A 20,020-nucleotide genomic window follows, 5' to 3' on the forward strand; every position below is an offset into this window, starting at 1 on the left:
CCTCTCAAGTCAGTATGGTCTGCCGAACGTTTTTGATGAACTGTCTCATCTTGTCGTGGTCCTTCACCCCAGGGCTCTTTTCTAGACCACTGCTGGCGTCTACGCCATAGGGTTTAGCCTTGCTGATGGCAGCAGCCACGTTTTCAGGAGTGAGCCCTCCGGCCACAATGATTCTGCCATACTGCCGGGCCTGCCGCGCCAGCTCCCAATCAAAGGTTGTGCCGGTGCCGCCGCTCATGCCGCTGACAAAAGTATCAAGGAGTAGAGCTGCCGTCACCCCTGTATAGGCGGAGAGTCCGGACAGATCTCCCTGGTTCCTTACCCGCTGCGCCTTGATGACCTTCTGGGCAAAGCGCCGACAGTAGTCCACAGATTCATTGCCGTGGAATTGCAGAACATTCAGGCCACACCAGGAGGCAGTCCTTGCTACTTCTTCAGCAGAGGCATTTACAAAAACACCCACTGTCTGCAAAAAAGGCGGCAGCTTGGCAATTATCTCCCTAGCCCTTTCGGGCAAGATTCGTCGGGGGCTCGCAGCAAAGACAAAGCCGAGGGCGTCAGCTCCCATCGTGGCAGCCGCCATGGCGTCCTCCAACCTGGTAATGCCGCAGATCTTGATGCGAACCACCTGCGGCTGTAGAGCACTCGAGCACACTGCTGTCTCCTCTGAATCATGATGCCGGACGGGTAACTGCGCTGGCCCTCAGCCTGCAACCCTTACCCTATCTGCGTTCGGGGCGCTGCTCTTCTGGAGGCGCCCAGTAGTTCTCTCAGCCTGTCCCCTGGCTCCTCTGCCCGCATGAGAGAAGTACCCACCAGAGCTGCCTGGACACCCATAGCTGCCAGTGATGCCAGATCATGGTGATCCTGAATGCCGCTCTCACTCACCACCAGCCGCTCGCCTGAAATCATGGGCATCAGCCTTTTTGTGGTGTGGAGATCGACCGCAAAGGTTTGTAGATTCCGATTGTTGATGCCGATAATCCTGGCCTCCGTTTTCAGGACCCATGCCAGTTCTTTCTCGTCGTGGACTTCCACCAGGCATGCCATCCCCAGTGAATGCGCCAGGTCCATAAGGGCCGGCAAGGTGTTGCTGTCCAGCAGGGCAGCAATGAGTAAAATCGCATCAGCACCAGCAGCACGGCTGGCCAAAACCTGAACGGCATCGATTATGAAGTCCTTGCAGAGAAGCGGCAGTGAGGTGGCTGCCCTGGCCTGGGTCAGGTAGTCGAGGCTGCCAAAGAAGAACCTTTTGTCGGTAATGACTGATATGGCTGCCGCTCCTGCTCTCTCATAAGAGGCAGCGATTGCTGCCACATCTAATCGGGACCTGATGATCCCAGCGGAAGGAGATCCCTTCTTTATTTCCGCTATCACTGCAGGCATGCCGCCCCGCCGCAGCGCAGCCGCAAAGTCGCGAACCGCACCCGCCCGCTCAGCTGCCTGCAAAAGATCTTTCTGCGGCACTCTCTTTTTCAGCCCGGCAACTTCTTCTCTCTTGGCTCTTGCTATGCGATCAAGTATCACTCTGTTAAACCTCTGAATAGCAGGAGTTCACACCCTGCTTCCGCCGCTGACCGCCTGCTCCCTGGCCATGCTAGTTGGTCAGTGCTTTCAGGTGTTGCAGCTTGTCCAGAGCCTGTCCCGAGTCTATGGCTTCGGCTGCCTGGGCAATCCCCATTTGAAAATCAGCGGCTTTTCCCGCAGCAACCAGAGCAGCAGCTGCATTCAGCAGCACCATGTTCCTGCGGGGCCCCGGCTGTCCATTGAGAATTTCCAGCACAATTCTAGCATTGTCCTCAACGTTTCCACCGCGGATCTCTTCGAGTGAACCTCGAGGAAGGCCAAAATCTTCAGGCGTAACCGTGTAGGTGCGTACCTGATCGTCCTTCAGCTCGCTGACTGTGGTGGGGCCAGTGATGCTGATCTCGTCGAGAGCGTCCTCACCGTGAACCACGAAGGCGCTGCGAGACCCTAGTTTTTGCAGGACCTTGGCCAGCAGTTCCGTGAGGCGTTCCTCGTAGACCCCCAGAACTTGCACGTTAGCCCCGGCAGGATTGGTGAGGGGCCCGAGGATGTTGAAAATGGTGCGGATACCGATCTCCTTTCTAGGCCCGATGGCATGCTTCATGGCACCATGCAGGGCCGGAGCGTACAGGAAGCCAATGCCAGCCTCGTCCATACATCTCTCCACAACCCGAGGCGGCACATCCAGGTTTACACCAAGCGCCTCGATCACATCAGCACTGCCGCACAAACTGGACACAGAGCGGTTTCCATGTTTGGCCACTCTGATACCGCATCCCGCCACTACAAAAGCCGTGGTCGTGGAAACGTTGAAGGTGTTTGTGCCATCCCCCCCTGTACCGCAGGTGTCCACAATAGTTTCCAGGTCTATGTTGATTTCCTCACGGTCAATGTTCACCAGAGAATTGCCCACTTTGAGCCTGGTGGCCTTGCGGCGCATGAGCCGGGCTGCCCCGGTGATCTCGTCCACTGTCTCACCTTTGAGTCTCAAGGCGGTAATGAACGCCCCAATTTGTGCTGGCGTGGCCTTGCCGCTCATGATGATATCCATGGCCGACTCCATCTGGGCCGCACTGAGGTCCACGCGTTCCACCACTTGTTTGATGGCTGGTTTCAACATGAAATTCCCCCTTTTTGACGCTTCTCTCTGCTGTCCAGCAAGCGGTTCTGCTGGCCAACCTACAGCAGCCAGCATTTGCTGCAAATTCCTCAGTTTCAATTGCTGGACAGGCATTGTTTGTCAATATTGTTCTCGTTTCTGTCGAGAGTCAGAAAATTTCTCAATATATTCATACCCTGTTCTGTAAGTATGGACTCGGGATGAAACTGGATCCCTTCCACCGGATATTGGCGGTGACGCACCGCCATGACCTCTCCATCTTCACTTTCTGCGGAAATTTCCAGGCAGTCAGGCAAAGAAGGACGGTGAATAGCAAGCGAGTGGTATCTGGTGGCAGTAAAGGGATCGGGAAGGTTGCGAAAGACCCCCTGACCGTCATGGCGAATTTCTGAAGTTTTGCCGTGCATGAGCCTGGCTGCATGCACCACTTCACCGCCAAATGCCACACCCAGCGCCTGATGCCCCAGGCATACTCCCAGTATGGGCATGTCTTGATAGAACCGTTTGATCAAGGGCACGATTATACCCGCTGTTTCCGGAGTGCCAGGACCTGGTGAGATCACCAGACGTTTCGGCCGCAATATTTCAACATCCTTGATGGTCACCTGGTCATTGCGATGTACTTGTACCTCCACCCCGAGAAGGCCAAAATACTGCACCAGGTTATAAGTAAAAGAATCGTAGTTGTCGATCATCAAGATCATTGCCCTACCTCCTTGCCCGAGGCGCCTCCTCCAGACCTGATACTGCCATCTCCAGGGCTCTCACCAGAGCCCTGCCCTTACTGACGGTCTCATCGAATTCACGGGATGGATCCGAATCTGCCACAATTCCCGCACCAACCTGAAAATAGACGCGTCCCCGCCGCATCAGGAGCGTTCTTATAGTGATGCAGAAGTCCATGTTACCGGTAAAACCCAGATAGCCTACTGCACCAGCATAGAGACCTCGCCTGGTGGGCTCCAGCTCATCTATGATTTCCATAGCCCTAACCTTGGGGGCGCCGGAAACCGTCCCGGCCGGAAAGCAGGCCTGCAGCACATCAAACATGTCCAGCCCCTGGGCGAGATCCCCCTCCACATGCGATACCAGGTGCATCACGTGCGAATATCTTTCCACAACCATCAGATCAGTAACCTCCACTGAGCCCACTGCAGCTACCCGCCCCACGTCATTGCGACCGAGGTCGACGAGCATGACATGCTCGGCGCGCTCTTTGGGATCAGCCAGGAGCTCCTGTTCCAGGAGGGCATCCTCCCTGTCATCCTTGCCCCGCGGCCTGGTACCAGCTATTGGTCTCAGGGCGATGCGGCCATTTTCCAGGCGAACGAGAACCTCCGGTGAGGCGCCCACCACCACATCCTCCCCAAAATGGAGGTAATACATGTATGGCGAAGGATTCACCCGCCGCAGTGCCCGATAAACGTTGAAGGGATTCACCTCGGCTTCTGTGTGAAAGCGCTGGCTCAGGACTATCTGAATTGCCTCGCCGTCAGTGATATACTGCTTGGCTCTCCTTACCATCTCCTCGAATCTCTGCCGTTCCATGTTGGCTGTCAAATGAATAGGTTCACAGGAAGAAACCATCTGGGGTACTGTCTGGATGGGCGAGCGCAACTGCTCGAGAGTATGCTCAATTTCAGCAGCAGCACGCTCATAGGCGCCGGCTCTGTCTTCACCCTCTCTCAAATGAACGTTCACAACAATCTTGATCGTCTGGCTCAGGTTGTCGTAGATGAGCAGCTGGGCAGGTATCATAAATATTGCATCCGGCATGCCCACATCATCCGGTTTGTCGCAGGGAAGGTGTTCAATAAACCTCACCATGTCATAGCTCAAATAGCCAACCAGACCACCAAAAAACCGCGGCAAACCAGGAATGTCAACGGCTCGAAAACCTCTGAGCAGATCTCTCAGGTAAGCAAAAGGCGAGGAGACCTCACGGATTTCGACACTGGCATTGCTGCAAAGCTCAACTCTTTTGCCAGTAATTCTTGCCAGGAGAATCGGCTGATGGCCAATAAAACTGTAACGCGCCCATTTTTCCCCTCCCTCCACACTCTCCAGGAGAAAAGATTCCTTCCCGGTAGCAACCTTCTTGTAGAGAGTAATGGGTGTTTCAGTATCACCCGTAATCTCGCAATATACCGGCAGAATGTTTCCCTGCTCGGCAAGCCGCAAGAATTCTTTCTTGCTTGGAAAATACACTGGCAACCCCTTTTGCCAAGCTGCTTGAATACAAAAAGCCGTGAGTTCATCTAGGTCCCACGGCTTTCTTCAACAAAAAAGCCGTGGGCTGAAGAGCTTACCCACGGCTTTGAACTATTGGCGAATTTTACGGCTCAAGGTCCAGGTGGTGGATAAACTCCTCCTTTTGTGCACCACCACCAGCGCCAATTGAAATAAGCCACGATTTCCTTGCTCAGTTCACTCATACCATGCTCCAGTTGCGCCAATGATACTAAAAATGGAGCACCAATGTCAACTGAAATGTGTCTCGCCATGCGACCACTCTGGTCGATATTTTGTCTGCACCAGATCGACGGCTTCCTGGAATTGCTGTTACTCAAGAGAAAATGAAGACTGTCGTGTATCAATCTATTGACTCCAGCCGCTATTTTTTATAAAGATGTGCATTTGCTACACCCACATTAAAGGAGCTCATATGGCAAGACACAAGAAGATCGAACGACGGAGAGAACTGGAACGGCGCAGACGGCGCAGACGGAAGCGCTTGAAGCTCCGCGCCAAGGGGTTGCTTCCGGAAGCCGAAAATACGAAAAAGCCCTGACCTCTGGAAGAGTTGAAGGCAGCCTCTGCCGTTTTGCAGCCCTTGCGAGGAATAATAGTTTTAAAATTGAGAATATCAGAATCTTTCTATCCAGGGATAACTATCTAGTCGTCCAGCTCGTCAGTTGCAGGACAGGCCGGACCATAGCCTTTGCAGCCTGCCAGATATCCTCCTTGAAGTCACCATCTAGTTGTCTGCCCGCCTGATAGGAGCTCTCTTTGCGGCCAACCGGGTCCTCCTGCAGGTGCCGTTTCTGGCACAAGAATTGCTTTCTGCTTCCACATACTCCAACTAAAAGGAAGATGCCCATGAAGCAAAAGACTCTTCTGCTGTTTCAACTTCTGCTGGCGGTTTTTGCCTTTTACTCTGTACTGAACTACACGGGCACAGCGAAGCTACTGCTGCCGCTCATTTGTCTCACTGCAATGTTTGTGGTCTCCAAGATCGAGAGCAGAATTGCCGGTGGCAAAACAGGGACTGGCAGTCAGAAGCAAGACGAGGCCAAAGCCGAAGAGGAAAAAACACAGCTCAAGCCGCTCGACTGTGTGTTGCGCAGCAAGAATATGTTGCTTCTCAAAGATGCAATACACTCTCTGCTGAAGGATTTGGGATTTGAAGTGGCCAGTTCCCCTGAAAATAATGGCGTGGACCGGCTTTGTAGAATAGCAGGGATAGACGCCACTTTCGGGCTCACTGTGTTGGGAGATGTTGCCGAAATTCGCAGCAACTGGGACAGATGGGATCTTCTGACGGCTTTTGACAACGGCAAAGGGGGCAAAAAGAGAGTTGTGCTCGTTGCCAGCAATAGTATGAAAAAGCAAACAGCTCCCAACCAGGGCTTCAAGAACTTTTCTCTCAGAGCACAGGAGGCCCTGGCAGCCAATGGCATCGTTGGCATGACCACCCTTACCTTTTACAAGATCTGTCTTCTCTGCCAGAAAAAAAAGGTCGATTCCAAGACGGTTTTTCGCTTGATCCACAATCACCCTGGTGGCGTCTTTCAACTGGAAGATTATGCCAAGCGATCTCACAAGGCTGCCTGAGCTTGAATATTGAAACGCCTCACTTGCTGCTGCTTCTCATGGCATTCCTTTGAAGCAGCAGCCACACCCCGCCAACGAGCTGTCCTTTGAGCGTTGTCGATTATCTCCAGAGCAACTCAACAGTCAGTGCCCCACTGCCGGGGTAAAGTCCTTGTGCCACCAGATCCTGACACCCGAAAATAAAACAAGGTGGGCAGCCCGGTCTGGCCTTCTTTCCCTTGGCTTGCAACCAGCCGTGGTGTATGCTGGGACCTCACCATATATTACTGAAGCAAACTTGCAGCAAGTGAATCTGAGGGCCAGATTTGTAATATCCTGCCTGTGAAAGTCCAGACTGTGAAAAAGCTGCACCTTCGCAAAAAGCTTTTCATTGTCGGCCTCATCTTCTTTGCAGAAGGCTTTCCCTTTGGTTTTCTCTGGGACACCTTGCCTGTTTATTTTCGCATCCACGGTTTGTCTCTTCGCGCCATCGGCTTCATGAGTATCCTGAGCCTGCCCTGGTCTTTCAAATTCCTCTGGGCGCCCGCGGTGGACGGCATTGGCCAGTACCGCTATTGGATGGGGACCTGCCAGCTGTTGATGGCCATCGCTGTTGCGGCACTGACATTCATCAGCCCGAGCAGCGGCTCTTTGCCGCTCTGGCTCTGTTTGATGACCCTGGCATTTCTTGCAGCCACGCAGGACATAGCCATTGATGCCTACAGCATTGAAATACTGGAAACCAGGGAAATGGGGGTGGCCAATGGCATTCGCGTCTCTACCTACAGAGTGGCTCTGCTCGTGGCCGGCGGACTCTTTGTGGCCTTCGGCGGCTGGGTAGGATGGCGCTGGTGTATTCTACTGGCGGCGTGTTTTATAGGTCTTTTTTCCATCTACAGTTTCTTGCTGCCCCCCATTCAAGCAAGCCGTGGCCAGGGCTCTGCCATCGTCATAATTGAGCCATTGCGGGACCTATTGAAGCGCCCCAGAGCCCTTCAGGTACTGGCCTTTATCTTTCTCTATAAACTTGGGGATATGGCCATGGGCCCCATGGTAAGACCTTTTTGGGTAGACCGTGGCCTGTCCACCACCGAGATAGGCTTCATTACCGGCACCGTCGGCATTGTAGCCTCAATTTCGGGAGCCCTGATTGGGGGCGGATTCACCAGCCGTTTTGGCATTTTCCACGGTCTCTGGTTTCTTGGCCTCTGGCAGGCCGTAAGCAACCTCGGCTACGCTGTAGTAGCCCACCTGCCGCAGACAGGGCACTGGGGCGTCTACTGCGCCTCCTTGATAGAATCATTCTGTGGCGGTTTGGGTACAGCAGCCTATCTGGCCTTTCTCATGAGCATCTGCAACAAGAGATGGGCAGCGACCCAGTATGCGTTGCTGTCAGCCCTTTTTGGCATCGCCCGCTCTCTTGCCGGCTCCTTGAGCGGCTGGGCTACAGCAGGACTCGGCTACGGCAGTTATTTCACCATTACCTTTCTCCTGGCTTTGCCTGCTTATCTGCTCATTATGACAGTGAGGCCCTGGTTGAATGAATGCACGCTGCCAGGGGGGGAAGGAGGAGAGTGAAAGGGGGGATGCGGAGTGGGGAATGCGGAACGGGGAATCCGGAACGGGGTGTACGGAATGCAGACCGAGACTGGCGGCCGGGTTAACGAAGCCTGTATCGTGAATCGGTTACTACGGCAGCGGCAAGAAAAGAACTCCATGCAAGTGGCTGCTTTACGACACAGGCTTGGTAACTCGAGCCATGGCCGTATCTTGATCGCGGCAGAATGCCGCTCCCATTAGATTGATACTGCTGTCTCCTCCCGTGAAAGGAGCGTGTCGTTGCAGTACTCGGCCGCGAGATCATTGCTTATCGGTAATAGTTACTGGTCATTTGCTGAGGTCCTGGCAATATGTGGGGAGCCGCTGGCCTCAGACTGCATTGTCCAGTCTTGAAGGCGGGGTTATAGGAGGCAGTTGGTGGCGTATGCTGACAAAAAATGAGCAGGGGCTGTCCTGGTCAATTTCAGCCATATTGCCGCGCATGCCTCTGGTGGCATCAACTAGGAGTACATTCGCATGGGGTGCTAGTTTTCGCTGCGTACAACCCAAAAATAGATGTTCACTGCTGCAATTACCACAAAACCCAGCACGAACATTATCAACTTGTTTTTTTCTAGATCCACCACGTTAGTCTTTTGTGCCGTCTCCTGGTAAAGAATGAGTCCCACCGGAACAGACAGCATTGTAACTATAGCCCTCTTCATACCCCGGATCAAAAATACTATGCAGCAGATGGCAATGATTCCAATAACCCATGGATTTTTGAAGAAGGTCACATAGTCAATCCTGGAGATCACGTCATTGATCGCCTGAAAATCATGGCTTTTCAGGGCCAGTATAAATTCGGACCACATGGAGGTTACCTCCCTGAAGTTCTGGCAGTATGCTGGTACACTTCCACCTGATTAGTGCCCACGTCACTCAACTAGCGTAAAGCAACTCTCATGCCAGCACGACTGAGCCCAATCCCAGGGTACCCAGCAGAACCTCCTGGTACAGGGAGGTAGGGAAAAATTGTTCGACTATTTTCCAGTAGAACTTTCGCCTTCAGAAGTTCGGTAGGTTCTCAATCTGGCAAGATCGAATGCATAATCGTATATATGGAGACCCTTCGACGCCACTACCATTTCACCATCTTCCACGCCGATTTCCGCAGCCATGTACTCTTTCAACAACTGAATGCCGCCCAGGTTGGCCGGGTATCCGTTCCAGGCGTCCCAGGAACGAAAGTATACGAAAAAGTGCAGGTGGTTGTCCTGAATTCTAGTGTCGATATGACGCAGGCAGGGGGGATCTTCCAGTTGCAGATCAGTAGGCATGCCCACAGTCATGATCATCTGGTTGTTTCTGAAGCCGTACTGCTTGTAAGTATCGATCACCGTCTGAATCTGGTCTATGCCCACTCCGCCTGCCAGCCGTTCACCGTAAGTGTAGTCTTCACCTGTGGCCTTCTCAGGGGTCATCAGGTAGGGCAGATAGTCGTCCAGGTAATCCTCGGCCACCGGATTGGGAATGCCAAGGTGAGCAGGGATATCTGGCAAAAGCGGCCGTACTCCCGGATGCTTGACGTGAACTGTTATATAGTCAAGCTCCAGCCTTTTCTGCCCGGCATAGGAGCCGCGGTCTATGATCCATTCCCGACCATGATCCAACAAGTTCCAGATGATCTGGAACCACGAATCAGGCAGTGTGGTAGCCTCGATAAAAACGGGTCTCAAAGTTCCTTTTGCCATCCCTCTCCTCCTTCGAAACATCGATAGTCCGTGTATCAGACACACCTGCAAAGCAACTGCCGCACCAGCCCGTCACCTCAAAAATGGGCCCAGCTGGAGTTCGCTCGGAGGTCTTCCCCGCCGCCAGAGAGCGGCTTTCTTCTGACTGATCTTTTCTGAATTTCAGGTGTCCTCGAGGCGAGACCAATACAGAAAACTCTCCGTCAGCAAGAGCCACCTCCTGCAACAGCATGGCCAAGAGGCGCACTCACAGTTGCCCCTGTGAAGCTGCGCCCAGATGGCGCTGCCATAAGAATGAACAAAGTCTTCTGCAGCTTTGTTGTGGCCTTGCTTCATACCGGGTATCAAGAAAAGAGCCTGGATTAAGCAACCAGGAAAGATGGCCGACCCGCTTGATCAGTGCTGCCAACTTCATCCCTCTGCCGCCATCTCCCCAGCAGGCAACTCCTCACGCTCCAGTACATTGCCCTGGACCCCCAATTTGATGGTGGTAAGCGGCACTGCTCTGCCACTCGCTGTCAGGGCTTTTTTTACTAGATGAACCAGGCCGCTGCAGCAAGGTACCTCCATATAGGCAATCGTCACCGCCTGGATTGTGTTCTCGGCCAGTATATTGGTTAGCTTTTCCAGATACAAGGATGTGTCGTCCAGCTTGGGGCACCCTACTGCCAGCACCTTGCCGTCAAGATATTGTTCATGAAAATCTGCTGCGGCAAAAGCAAAACAGTCAGCAGCAATCAGCAGGTGGGCATCCTGAAAAAACGGTGCATTTATTGGCAGCAATTCTATCTGAACAGGCCAGTTTCTCAGCAGGGAGTTTGATTCTCCCTTGCCAATCCGAGCGAGGGCTGAACTGTCGGGAACAGCAAAACTCATTGCTGACACACTCGGACAGGCAGCTTTTGCCTCGGCTGTTGGTTCTCGCCCTGATTTCCCCTTGAGCCTTTCCAGATGCTCCTTGACGGCTTCCTCATCAAACGGCTCTGCTTCTCTGACCACAACGGTCAAAGCGCCTTGCGGGCATTCACCCAGGCAGGCCCCCAGTCCATCACAGTAGCTTTCCTTGACGATCCGCGCTTTGCCGTCATGAATTTCTATGGCACCCTCTGCACAGGCGATAACGCAGTTGCCGCAACCGTCACATTTCTCTTCGTCGATCTCAATGATGTTTCTTACACTCATAACAACACCTCCGCCAGAATTTTGTAGCTTGATTCTAAGCCACAAATGGCATCCTGGCTTTGATTTAAGTCAAAGCCCCCCTGAGGTGTCTCGCTGAAAAGAAGAGTATCATGATTTTACCTGCTGGAACAGTGGTGGCTTGCCCCTGACCAACAGATTCACTTCTTCTGCCCTCCGTGGAGGCAAGTTGTGACGACTTCCAAAAATCAACTGGAGTGATTATAATTGACAGAGAGCAACTGCCTGGGAAGCCTTCAATAACGGCCAACTCGAAATTCAGAGTATCAGGGGGGATGACGATGACCATGGTAGAAGTGGTTCCTATTCAAGAGGTCTACTTGAAAACCGACCGGAGTTCAGGAAACATGGTTGTTCTCAAAGAACGTGAAGATGACAAGCGATACTTCATGATGTTTGTTGGCGACTCTGAATTTGCAGCCATTGCCAAAGAAAAAGGTCTTGTTGAAGCCAAACGTCCCCTTACCCATGAGGTCTATTTGCACATTCTCGAAAACACGCCTGTCGAATTCCTGCGCGTTGAAATTTATGATATGCGGGAAAACACTTACTATGCCAATATAGTCTTTCGGGCAAACGACGAGGAATGCAGTGTGGACAGCAGACCAAGCGACGCAGTTGCCCTGGCTTTGAACCGAAAGATACCGATTCTGGTAAACCGCGCATTGTTCCGCCGCGAACTAACCCCAGAGGAGATCAAAGAGTACGAAGAAATCTGCAAGACTGTAAAGTTTTGAACAGCATCACTGAGGGGTGAGGATCTGCCTGGCAACAAGGAACTGTGGCTGTTTCTCAGCAAGTCTCTGCAAACAGCATCATCTGCGACCGCCGAACAACTACTCATCAAAGAGACTCTTTCTTCTTTTGCACCACAATCCTCGTTATTGATTTGGCAAACATCTGATCCACCCGGAAGTTAAAATTTTGCCACTCAACTTCCTCGCCCTTTTCAGGGAGGCGGCCAAATAGGGTGAGCACAAAACCGGCAATTGTCTGATAGCCGTCCTCAGGCAGGTTCCAGCCCAGCCATTTATTGAGGTGACGGATCGACAAACTGCCGTCTACAGCATAGGAGCCATCACTGCGTCTCTGGATTCTTCTAAGAAACCTGTCATGCTCGTCTTCAATCTCGCCAACTATTTCCTCGAGAATATCTTCCAGCGTGACTATGCCGACAACCTCGCCATATTCGTCTACTACAAAAGCCAAATGGAGTCTGCTCTTCTGGAAATCTACCAGTTGTTTGCGGGCTGACTTGCCTTCCGGCACAAAGGTAGCCTGCCGCAAGATCTTCCGCAAGGAAAAATCATCTGGTCTAATGTGCCACTTGAACAGATCCTTGATATGAACAAATCCTAGGACTTCGGTCTTCTGGCCCTGATATACAGGATAACGGGAAAACTCCCGGCGGCGCGCAATGTCAAACACATCTTGCCATGGCATCTCCACATCGAATGATACCACGTCTCTCATGGGAACCATAACCGACTCTACCCGTATTTTGTCAAGGGCAAGGACCGCCTGCAGCATCTCCTCGTCTCTTTTTCTCAAGACGCCTTGCTCAGCACTTGCTTTAATCATTACAGCAATCTCATCAGGACTGGGAATGGAACGTCGGTCGGCTTTGCCTATACCCAACAAGCCGATCATCTTGCCGCTCACTGCAGCAAGCAGTCTGACCACTGGATAAAGAACAACAATTAGCACCGTAATCGGTCGAATAACGAGAATGGCAACCTTCTCAGGATAATAGGCTGCAATTGTCTTGGGGGTCAGTTCCGCCACAATCAATATAAGAACAGTCATTACGAGGGTGGCCCAGATAACGCCGCCGTCACCCAGCCAGGACACTGCAAGGCTGGTGGCAATGGCAGATGCCGCCACATTTACCAGGTTGTTGCCCAGCAAGATGGTACTGATGAGTTTGTCAGGCTCTTCGAGAGTTTTCTGTACTAACAGTGGTTTGCCTCCCTTTCTGGCCAGGTGGCGGAGGCGCCAGCGATCAACAGCCATCAGAGCTGTCTCTGAGCCAGAAAAAAAGGCGGAAAACACCAGAAGAACACCTAGCAACGACATGAGGAAAGGCCAAGCAGCCATATCCAAGTGCCTCCTTTTTAAAAGGGCCTCAGGCAGGAATCGCTATATTAATACCAGAGATTTCAGCTTTTGCCATCAACCGTTATTAATTATTGCTTTTAAATTATCGGTTATTGGTATACGGCAACAGATCGGCAGACGCAGGGCCTATCTCGGATATCGACGCAGGAACACAATTGCCAGCATGGCCTCATTATTGATTGCACCACGCTCAGGTGCACAGCTGAGCCAACGAGGTCTCTGTTTCACTAGTCGGTCACTGCAATGGCAACAAATGACCCGACGCACGCGGCCCTGTGATGAGGCGGGCATGGCAACCGCGACCGTGGCCGTCCAGGAATCGCAGCAGGACAAAACTGTAACGCCAGGCTTGCTCCTGTTTCTGCTCTCTGTTATAAGGAGCCTTGAGGGCTGGAGTGCTGTTAACCAGTTTTCCTTCACCTCAGAAGCCTCTGCTGGGTAGCGAGAAAATAGGCCTTCTTCCAGCCAGCGGAGGCTTTCTCATGCCGGGAGGTACCTGCACTATGACGAGAGAAGAAGAAAAGATTCTCAAAGTTACCAAGGAAATTGTGGTAAAGTTCATTGAGATTGGCCGCATTTCGCCCACTCAATTCGACAGCTTTTTCAAAAGCGTATTCCGAACCATAAGAGCCAGCGTGAGCAGCGAAGAAACAGAATAACCATGCCAGAAGCAAGCACTGACCGGTAGCTGGTTATTCTGCACGGGCGCGTGGCGCAGTCTCTACATTGATTGTAAGAAGGCTGGAAATTCAATTGACTGGCGAAGGGGAGCACTGCCCCCCTTCTGCCCAATGCTTTGAGAGGTGGCAACCGTAAAGGTAATTTTTCTCAAAGCAGGCTGTTATCAGGCAGCCTGCAAGGCGCTCTCCATAAAGGTATAGATATCCTGGACATTCTTGATCTTTTCAGCTTCCTCATCAGGAATCTCCAGATTGAACTCCTCTTCCAGAGCCATTATGAGCTCAACAACATCCAGGGAATCTGCACCCAGATCATCCACCACACTTGCCTCCGGAGTGATGTCTCCTTGATCGATTCCCAATTGGTTGGCAATAATCTCTTTTATCCTCTCTTTTATATCTGCAGCGCTCATGTATCTTTCCTCCACGACAATTGTCTGTTCAGGACCTCCAGCATCGCTGGATCGACGCCAGGTCCCAAAAGGGTGTCAATTATCCACTGCTTGTTTACTTCGGCTTCATATATTGTTTCCTCATGGGCAGAAGAAAATCACCCCGAAACAAGACTATTTGCCAGCATCCCCCCTTTCTTCTGGTATGTATGCCCTTATCCTGCATTCAATATTCCACAGGAGCTCACGATCCTAGTTTGGCCCTTGTCTTCCGGGGAGCAGGAAGCGAACGACCATCTAGAAAATCGTGGTCTGAACCGCCATTTTGCACAAAACCATGAAACATTATTTCTACCACAGTGGGCAGTTCCTCAACAAGCGAATATCTGCCGTCACTGGCGAGCCATTTCTGAATCACCCCGTCCACAAAACCCATGACCCCGTAAAATACTGTCTGGAAGTTCAGCCTTTTCAACCGTCCATCTCGAGCAGCTTGAAAAATTTTGCGTTTCAGCAATGGTATCTTTCGGAGAATGTTGCCAATATAAAGTGCTTTGACTTCAGCGCCAAAATCACTCTGCTCCTGGATGAGAACTTTGTAGAGATCCCGATTGCGGTCAAAAAATTCGAAATAGACTCGCAAATAGGCCTCGATGGTCTCCAGCACATCTGCTTCAGGATCTATGGCACAGTTGACTTCTTCTTCCAGTTCGGCCACTTTGGTGCGGATCAGTTCACTGAAAAGCAGCCGCTTGCTGCGAAAATGCCTGTACACTGTTCCTTTGCCAAAACCCGCCCGCTCCGCAATCAAATCAACAGTTGCACCATGATAACCCTTGGCAGAAAAGACCTCCAGGGCAGCAGTCAATATTTTTTGCCGGGTCTCGGGACTGTGTATTCTGACCTGATCGCGGCCTTCTCCCTGCTTGATCAGATGACGCGTCAGCAATATCTCGAGGAAATCAGCTTTGTCGAGGCCGCGCTCAGCAGCAACTCTGCTCACCTCTCGCACCCACCTCATGGAAAGAACACCGGAATCCTGGGATCGACTCGAAATGAGCGCCATTCCCTCTTCGAAGACCCTTGCCAGGACTTCGGCAGCCAGTTCAGTGGAGCGGGGAACTCTTGCCAGGACTGCCTGCCAGAAGGCCTCCCAGCGAGCCTCCACCCCTGAACCTGGATCGGCCAGCAAGTGCAGCAATTCTTTCCTGTGCTTCTGCTCGAGCCTGATTTTTACAGCTTTCTCAGATGCCATTTCCAATGACCTCTATATGACGGACTGGTCCGTCATTATCCGCAATTATTGCTGCCTGTCAAGTTGTTTTTGGTGTACAGGGTGAAGGTTCCGGCTACCGAATGAACAGCAGAATTGTTTCATGCGAAAGCCCACACATGGCGGCAGCATAATGAAAGGCCCTGGACACGCATGGAGTTGCTTCAGAAATATTCCGTTCAGAATCTGGCAAAATAAACCTGCGCCTTCTCGCCGCAAAGGCAGCGGTATCCTCGGGCTATCACCTCCCTTGTCTCAGGGTTCAGTGCATATGAATCGAGCTCTTGCAGGGGCACCAGACGGCAAGCCAGAATGTCACTGTCTGCCCGCAGATTGCCCCCTCTTATTTTGCAAAGAAAGTCAAGGAGCACATAGTGGTACCTCACCATATCTGTGGCATCTATGATAATCCTGTCCAGCACGGCTAGCAGCTCCAGGACCTCAATATGGAGACTTACCTCCTCGCTGACCTCCCGAACCACAGCTGCTGTGGTAGTTTCACCCAGCTCCACCAGGCCGCCAGGAAGGGTCCATTGTCCGTAGCCAGGAGGCTTGCCCCTGCGGACCAGTACCACCCTGTCATTGTCGATGATAACTGCTCCCACCCCCACCAGGGGTGAGTTCGGATATTCTCTCTGCATCTTGTGCCCCTCAAGAGGCAAGATGTCTATGGAGCACTCCTGGTGCTCCTCGACCGTTGGCGCTGGAAAAAACTTCAGGGCCGACAGCGACGGCAGGGACTGAAGCCCTCATAAAAGGCATGGAAGCGATCTTTGAAGCGTATTCTGTTTCGGCGAGCAGTTTTTTTGCCGAAAGGGCAATCCGGTCTGTGGAATATCCAGCTCTTGCTGTTGCCCAGGTAGTAACTCTCCGGATTTTTGACTGGCAGCGACCAGATACCTTTGTGCTCCTGCAGAGCCTTGCGCTGAAAATCGAGCAGCCGATCCCAGTAGCGCAAATCGGGCTGTCCTCTGAACAGATGCGCATAGCCTCTCCTGACAAGCTCGCCATTCACAAAAGTTCCGTCGGCCAGAAAGACATAGGCCAGCAGTCTACCGTAGTGGTCGCGGCGCTCTCTGTCAAACTCCAGCCACACTTTATGATTGCGCACCAGTCGCCTGTTGAAAGATCGAGCTGTGTTGCCATATAGTTCAGCTGGTTGATCCCCATGGGCAACTTCCGGCGCGTCAATGCCAAGGTAGCGAACCTTGCTACCATCCATAAGGACAATGGTATCGCCATCATTCACCCAGCGCACCTGGCGGCAAACCCTCTCGGGTCGACCTGACAGCACCGTCCCGGCCAGGAGGCAGGCCACCACAAGCAGGCTGATGCAGAAAAGCAGCAGGAGAACTGGTCTTCCCCTGCCCAGGAAAATTGCTTGCAGCACGCCTTTGCGTTGCATGTCAGCATCCTTTCTGCTGTTTCACTCTTGTGGCAGGTATGCAAATGCCTGCCGCGGCAGCTACATGCAGCCAGCTTCACCCATGGTAGCCGCTGCAGCGATCCACCTGGAACATCATGCTGTTGAGGCGCGATTGCAAGAGCTGCCGCAATCTCTCCATTTCCTTCCTGTCACAGTCAGGCGGCACATGGATGGGTTCGTCTACTGCAAGATAGATTCGGCTCCAGGGAAGCGGCAGCACCGAACTGTCCCAGCTGCCCTTGATGGTAAGGCTCCGGCTTGCCGAGCATATCACCGGCATTAGCGGTGCCCCGGAAAGCTTGGCCAGAACCAGCATGCCTTTCTTGGCAACAAAGGCAGGCCCCCTGGGACCGTCCAGCACAGTGGCACAGGCCTTGCCGCCCTGCTGCAGGTGCCTGCACATCTGCTGCAAGGCTTCCCTGGAACCGCTGCTCGAAGATCCACGAACAGGGATTATTCCACAGGCTTCGGCGTAATGCGCCAGGATTTCGCCGTCCTTGCTCCTGCTCATCATGACCATTGGCTGAAAGCGACCAAAATAATAGAGCAGGTAAATCGCAGCCCGGTGCCAGGTGCAGGCCACCACCGGACGGGAGGAGAGTACGTAATCACGGTAAACCTGTTCATTGAGGATCACCACTTTACAGGTCCGGAACCACGCTCTGATCAGAGGCGCCAGGATCTTGCGAATGAAGGGAGCGGTCAGATAAAGGTCTGCAAGATTGCGAATCCGCATTTCTTTTCAGTCCTGTCACACCAAGCGACAGATCCAACAGCACTGCTGCGCTGTCGCGACAATCGAGCCCTGGTGCTGCTTCAGCAGCGATTAAGCTTCTGCAGAGTTCAAGCGCTGGCAGTTCTTGTCATCACTGTTTGCCCCGAGCTGCCCTCTATGGCAAGGCCTGCTGATCCAACAGGGCAACGAGGCCACCCCTGTCAGCTGCACTGAAACCGAGGCCTTCTCGCCAGATATCGTCACTTTCCATGCAAAGATAGATGCAAAGATCTCGCCTGCCCTGCCGCAAAAGATCACTGAGATGGCGGTACATCTCCACCCTCAGGTCACGAAAATAGCGGAGTTTGCCATCCATGCCAGTAATGAATTCCTCTCCGAGGATAGCGCTGTCCGCTATGCGCTCGAAGAGAGTTGCTTTCAGGGAGGGCATGAATCTCAAGGTGCCAAGGCTGATCCAGGCAATACCAGCAGGATCCACTGCTTTGAACAGTTGGGCCACCAGGTCAGCATAGTCCTGCTGCCAGCCAGGATAGGCGATCAGTGGATCAAAATGAAAAGCCAGCCGATATCCCCAGGCCTGACAGCGAGCAGCCGCTGCCAGCCTCTGGCTCAATGAAGCAGCACCGCACTCCTGTCGCTCAATGAGATATGGAGTATTGAGTGACCAGGCGACAATGGTATGGCCGCCATGTTCGAGGCCGCCGAGAAGATCCACGTTGGTAGTCTTTGTCTTTAGCTCGAGAACTGCATTATCCTGGTCGGCAAAAAAAGGCACCAGCTCCTCGCTCATTCTAGTGAGGGGATCGAGCAGCAGGCTGTCAGTGAATTCACCTGTACCTATGCGGTGCACTTTGCGGTTGGAGTTCCGCAGGTGCGCCTCTAATTGCTGCCACATGTCGGTCATATTAGCGAAAATACGCAGAGCTGCCCCGGGGAAATAGCTCTGCAAGATGCAGTAAGTGCACCCCAGAGAACAGTTGGTCCCCAGATGGAGTATCTGGTAACCGCAACAGAGATAATGGCTGGTTCCCGGACAGGGTTTGATGAATCGTCCCTTGAATCTGACCACCTCCAGGGTGCCAGCACTCATCTGGGAGGTGGAATTCACCTCGGAGACAAATTGGATCTCGGCGCCAGAAACTCTGGACAAGAGCTGCTGCACCATGGGGCTGTCCGCCACCGACTCCTCTATAACAAACCGGTTGGGCTCAAAATTGCTCGAACTCATCTGCAGTGCTCTTTCTACCCCACCATGGTGTCCGCAAGGGATTGTCCGTTGCCTGGCAATTGGGCTCTACCCTCATGAGCACAGTGCTCTCAAGGCCCACTCTGCATAACTTTCGCCAGATCATGGCTGCCAGCCAACCGTATCACTTGCTGCAGCTTGTCCACCAGGTCAGCTGGATGACCAAATGTACATTCCAGGCGCCAGCGAGGCCCTTCAAAGAACGGGGGCGGCGCCAGCTTCACCCCTGCGGGCAAGCCCAAATTGCGCACCTCCGCGGCGAATCTTTTCTTTCTGCTGCTGAGGCGTGGACTTCGCTTCTCCTGCAGATAGAGACGAATGTCCCCCGCCCTCTGTCTAGCTGGCCTGTTGGTCTGCAACCGAAGTTGACGAATATCCTCAGAGTCAATGACTGCGGCTATGGTGCTCCCATCCCTGAGGGCTATCTCGCTGGCGAGCTGGATGATCTCCTCTGCCACACTGGCACTGAAGGGCAGTTCTTTGAACAACTGAAACAGACTATGGCGGTCTTGCGGCCTCAGACCTGCAAGTGCAAAAGCAGTACGCTCGTGAAGGCTGTAAGTCGCTACCGCATCCAGCACAGCCGCTTCTACGGCGGCCAGGCTAAGGTAGCGTCCCAGCATCACCTCACTGGGCTCGAGAGAGAGCAGCGGCATATAGATGTCGATGAGTTCATCTCGACTTACATAGCCTGCCGTCTTGCTCAGAGCAAGGAATTTTTCCACCGGGTTCAGCTCCCTGGCAGCCGCATTTTCAAAAACAGCTATGCGCAGACAGGACTGCCGCGAAAGTTCCTCCGGCAGCAAGCTGCACCTGAGTGCATCGAGACCATTTTTCTTGCATATGGCGAGCCTGCGGCTGCCGCAGACAATGCGATAAAGGCCGCTTTTCTTCCTCTGCACAACGGGGCTGTGTACAACACCGATGGTTTCAATGGATAGGGCCAGGGAGGCCGGGGGAGCTCCATAGGTAATCAAGCAGACGCTGTCCGACCAGTCAATGTCAGCCAGACGAATGAAATCTTGCTGTCCTGTATTCATAATAATACTGCAATGTTCGCTGGAATAGCAGCAAAGGAATTTCTTGGACCGGACAGGCAATAGAGGAACTTGTCATTGCCCCGTTAGTCTTCGCAAGGCTTCCTGGTAGCGAGATCTGGTGTTTTGCACCACTTCGTCCGGCAGTGCTGGCGCCGG

20 protein-coding genes are annotated in these 20,020 nt (G+C 52.8%); 4 read left to right on the forward strand and 16 right to left on the reverse strand.

The genetic code is table 11. The annotated features are described in order from the left end of the window. Positions 1–4 precede the first annotated feature (4 nt). The 5 genes from JRI89_07790 to trpE all read right to left on the reverse strand — a co-directional run bounded on the left by JRI89_07790 (position 5) and on the right by trpE (position 4,855). On the reverse strand, positions 5–628 hold the full coding sequence (locus tag JRI89_07790) for a phosphoribosylanthranilate isomerase (protein MBW2071142.1): 624 nt from the start codon (positions 626–628) through the stop codon (positions 5–7). Between the two features lie 89 nt (positions 629–717). After that, entirely contained in the window at positions 718–1,527 is an 810-nt protein-coding gene (gene trpC / locus JRI89_07795) for an indole-3-glycerol phosphate synthase TrpC (protein ID MBW2071143.1), read from the reverse strand. Between the two features lie 70 nt (positions 1,528–1,597). After that, complete coding sequence (gene trpD / locus JRI89_07800; protein MBW2071144.1) at positions 1,598–2,647, reverse strand: anthranilate phosphoribosyltransferase; 1,050 nt, start codon at positions 2,645–2,647, stop codon at positions 1,598–1,600. A gap of 95 nt (positions 2,648–2,742) precedes the next feature. Then, entirely contained in the window at positions 2,743–3,351 is a 609-nt protein-coding gene (locus JRI89_07805) for an aminodeoxychorismate/anthranilate synthase component II (protein ID MBW2071145.1), read from the reverse strand. A 4-nt stretch (positions 3,352–3,355) separates the two neighbouring features. Beyond that, on the reverse strand, positions 3,356–4,855 hold the full coding sequence (trpE, locus tag JRI89_07810) for an anthranilate synthase component I (protein ID MBW2071146.1): 1,500 nt from the start codon (positions 4,853–4,855) through the stop codon (positions 3,356–3,358). An 891-nt stretch (positions 4,856–5,746) separates the two neighbouring features. On the opposite strand from trpE, the gene JRI89_07815 reads away from it, so the two are divergent. Both JRI89_07815 and JRI89_07820 read left to right on the forward strand, forming a co-directional pair. Further along, positions 5,747–6,481, forward strand: coding sequence for a hypothetical protein (locus JRI89_07815; GenBank protein MBW2071147.1), 735 nt, complete (start codon positions 5,747–5,749; stop codon positions 6,479–6,481). A 345-nt stretch (positions 6,482–6,826) separates the two neighbouring features. Continuing rightward, positions 6,827–8,038 (forward strand): MFS transporter, encoded by a 1,212-nt coding sequence (locus JRI89_07820; protein ID MBW2071148.1) that lies wholly within the window; start codon positions 6,827–6,829, stop codon positions 8,036–8,038. Between the two features lie 506 nt (positions 8,039–8,544). Here the strand turns inward: JRI89_07820 and JRI89_07825 are convergent. From JRI89_07825 to JRI89_07835, 3 genes are all read right to left on the reverse strand, one after another. After that, a complete protein-coding gene (locus tag JRI89_07825; protein ID MBW2071149.1) occupies positions 8,545–8,874 on the reverse strand; it encodes a hypothetical protein in 330 nt (109 codons plus the stop codon). A 168-nt stretch (positions 8,875–9,042) separates the two neighbouring features. Beyond that, a complete protein-coding gene (locus tag JRI89_07830) occupies positions 9,043–9,738 on the reverse strand; it encodes a thymidylate synthase (GenBank protein ID MBW2071150.1) in 696 nt (231 codons plus the stop codon). Between the two features lie 426 nt (positions 9,739–10,164). Further along, positions 10,165–10,935, reverse strand: a complete 771-nt coding sequence (locus tag JRI89_07835; GenBank protein ID MBW2071151.1) for a 4Fe-4S binding protein — start codon at positions 10,933–10,935, stop codon at positions 10,165–10,167. Positions 10,936–11,234: 299 nt separating this feature from the next. On the opposite strand from JRI89_07835, the gene JRI89_07840 reads away from it, so the two are divergent. After that, positions 11,235–11,690, forward strand: a complete 456-nt coding sequence (locus JRI89_07840) for a bifunctional nuclease family protein (GenBank protein MBW2071152.1) — start codon at positions 11,235–11,237, stop codon at positions 11,688–11,690. 106 nt (positions 11,691–11,796) lie between these two features. Here the strand turns inward: JRI89_07840 and JRI89_07845 are convergent, their stop codons facing one another. Continuing rightward, positions 11,797–13,050, reverse strand: a complete 1,254-nt coding sequence (locus JRI89_07845) for a DUF21 domain-containing protein (GenBank protein ID MBW2071153.1) — start codon at positions 13,048–13,050, stop codon at positions 11,797–11,799. 524 nt (positions 13,051–13,574) lie between these two features. Between JRI89_07845 and JRI89_07850 the strand changes: the two genes are divergently transcribed. Next, the gene (locus tag JRI89_07850) at positions 13,575–13,730 is read left to right on the forward strand and encodes a hypothetical protein (GenBank protein MBW2071154.1); all 156 of its coding nucleotides are present in this window, start codon (positions 13,575–13,577) and stop codon (positions 13,728–13,730) included. Positions 13,731–13,915: 185 nt separating this feature from the next. Here JRI89_07850 and acpP read toward each other — a convergent pair whose 3' ends face one another. From acpP to JRI89_07885, 7 genes are all read right to left on the reverse strand, one after another. Then, positions 13,916–14,164 (reverse strand): acyl carrier protein, encoded by a 249-nt coding sequence (gene acpP, locus JRI89_07855; protein ID MBW2071155.1) that lies wholly within the window; start codon positions 14,162–14,164, stop codon positions 13,916–13,918. Positions 14,165–14,387: 223 nt separating this feature from the next. Then, on the reverse strand, positions 14,388–15,398 hold the full coding sequence (locus JRI89_07860; protein ID MBW2071156.1) for a TetR/AcrR family transcriptional regulator: 1,011 nt from the start codon (positions 15,396–15,398) through the stop codon (positions 14,388–14,390). A gap of 197 nt (positions 15,399–15,595) precedes the next feature. Continuing rightward, positions 15,596–16,057, reverse strand: a complete 462-nt coding sequence (locus JRI89_07865) for an NUDIX hydrolase (protein MBW2071157.1) — start codon at positions 16,055–16,057, stop codon at positions 15,596–15,598. 74 nt (positions 16,058–16,131) lie between these two features. Beyond that, positions 16,132–16,821 (reverse strand): thermonuclease family protein, encoded by a 690-nt coding sequence (locus JRI89_07870; GenBank protein ID MBW2071158.1) that lies wholly within the window; start codon positions 16,819–16,821, stop codon positions 16,132–16,134. A gap of 76 nt (positions 16,822–16,897) precedes the next feature. Beyond that, positions 16,898–17,578 (reverse strand): lysophospholipid acyltransferase family protein, encoded by a 681-nt coding sequence (locus tag JRI89_07875; GenBank protein ID MBW2071159.1) that lies wholly within the window; start codon positions 17,576–17,578, stop codon positions 16,898–16,900. A gap of 154 nt (positions 17,579–17,732) precedes the next feature. Further along, a complete protein-coding gene (locus JRI89_07880) occupies positions 17,733–18,806 on the reverse strand; it encodes a DNA photolyase (protein MBW2071160.1) in 1,074 nt (357 codons plus the stop codon). Positions 18,807–18,895: 89 nt separating this feature from the next. Continuing rightward, a complete protein-coding gene (locus JRI89_07885) occupies positions 18,896–19,864 on the reverse strand; it encodes a ParB/RepB/Spo0J family partition protein (GenBank protein MBW2071161.1) in 969 nt (322 codons plus the stop codon). Between the last annotated feature and the right edge of the window lie 156 nt (positions 19,865–20,020).

The sequence above is a fragment of the Deltaproteobacteria bacterium genome, from assembly GCA_019309045.1.
Taxonomy (GTDB): domain Bacteria; phylum Desulfobacterota; class Syntrophobacteria; order BM002; family BM002; genus JAFDGZ01.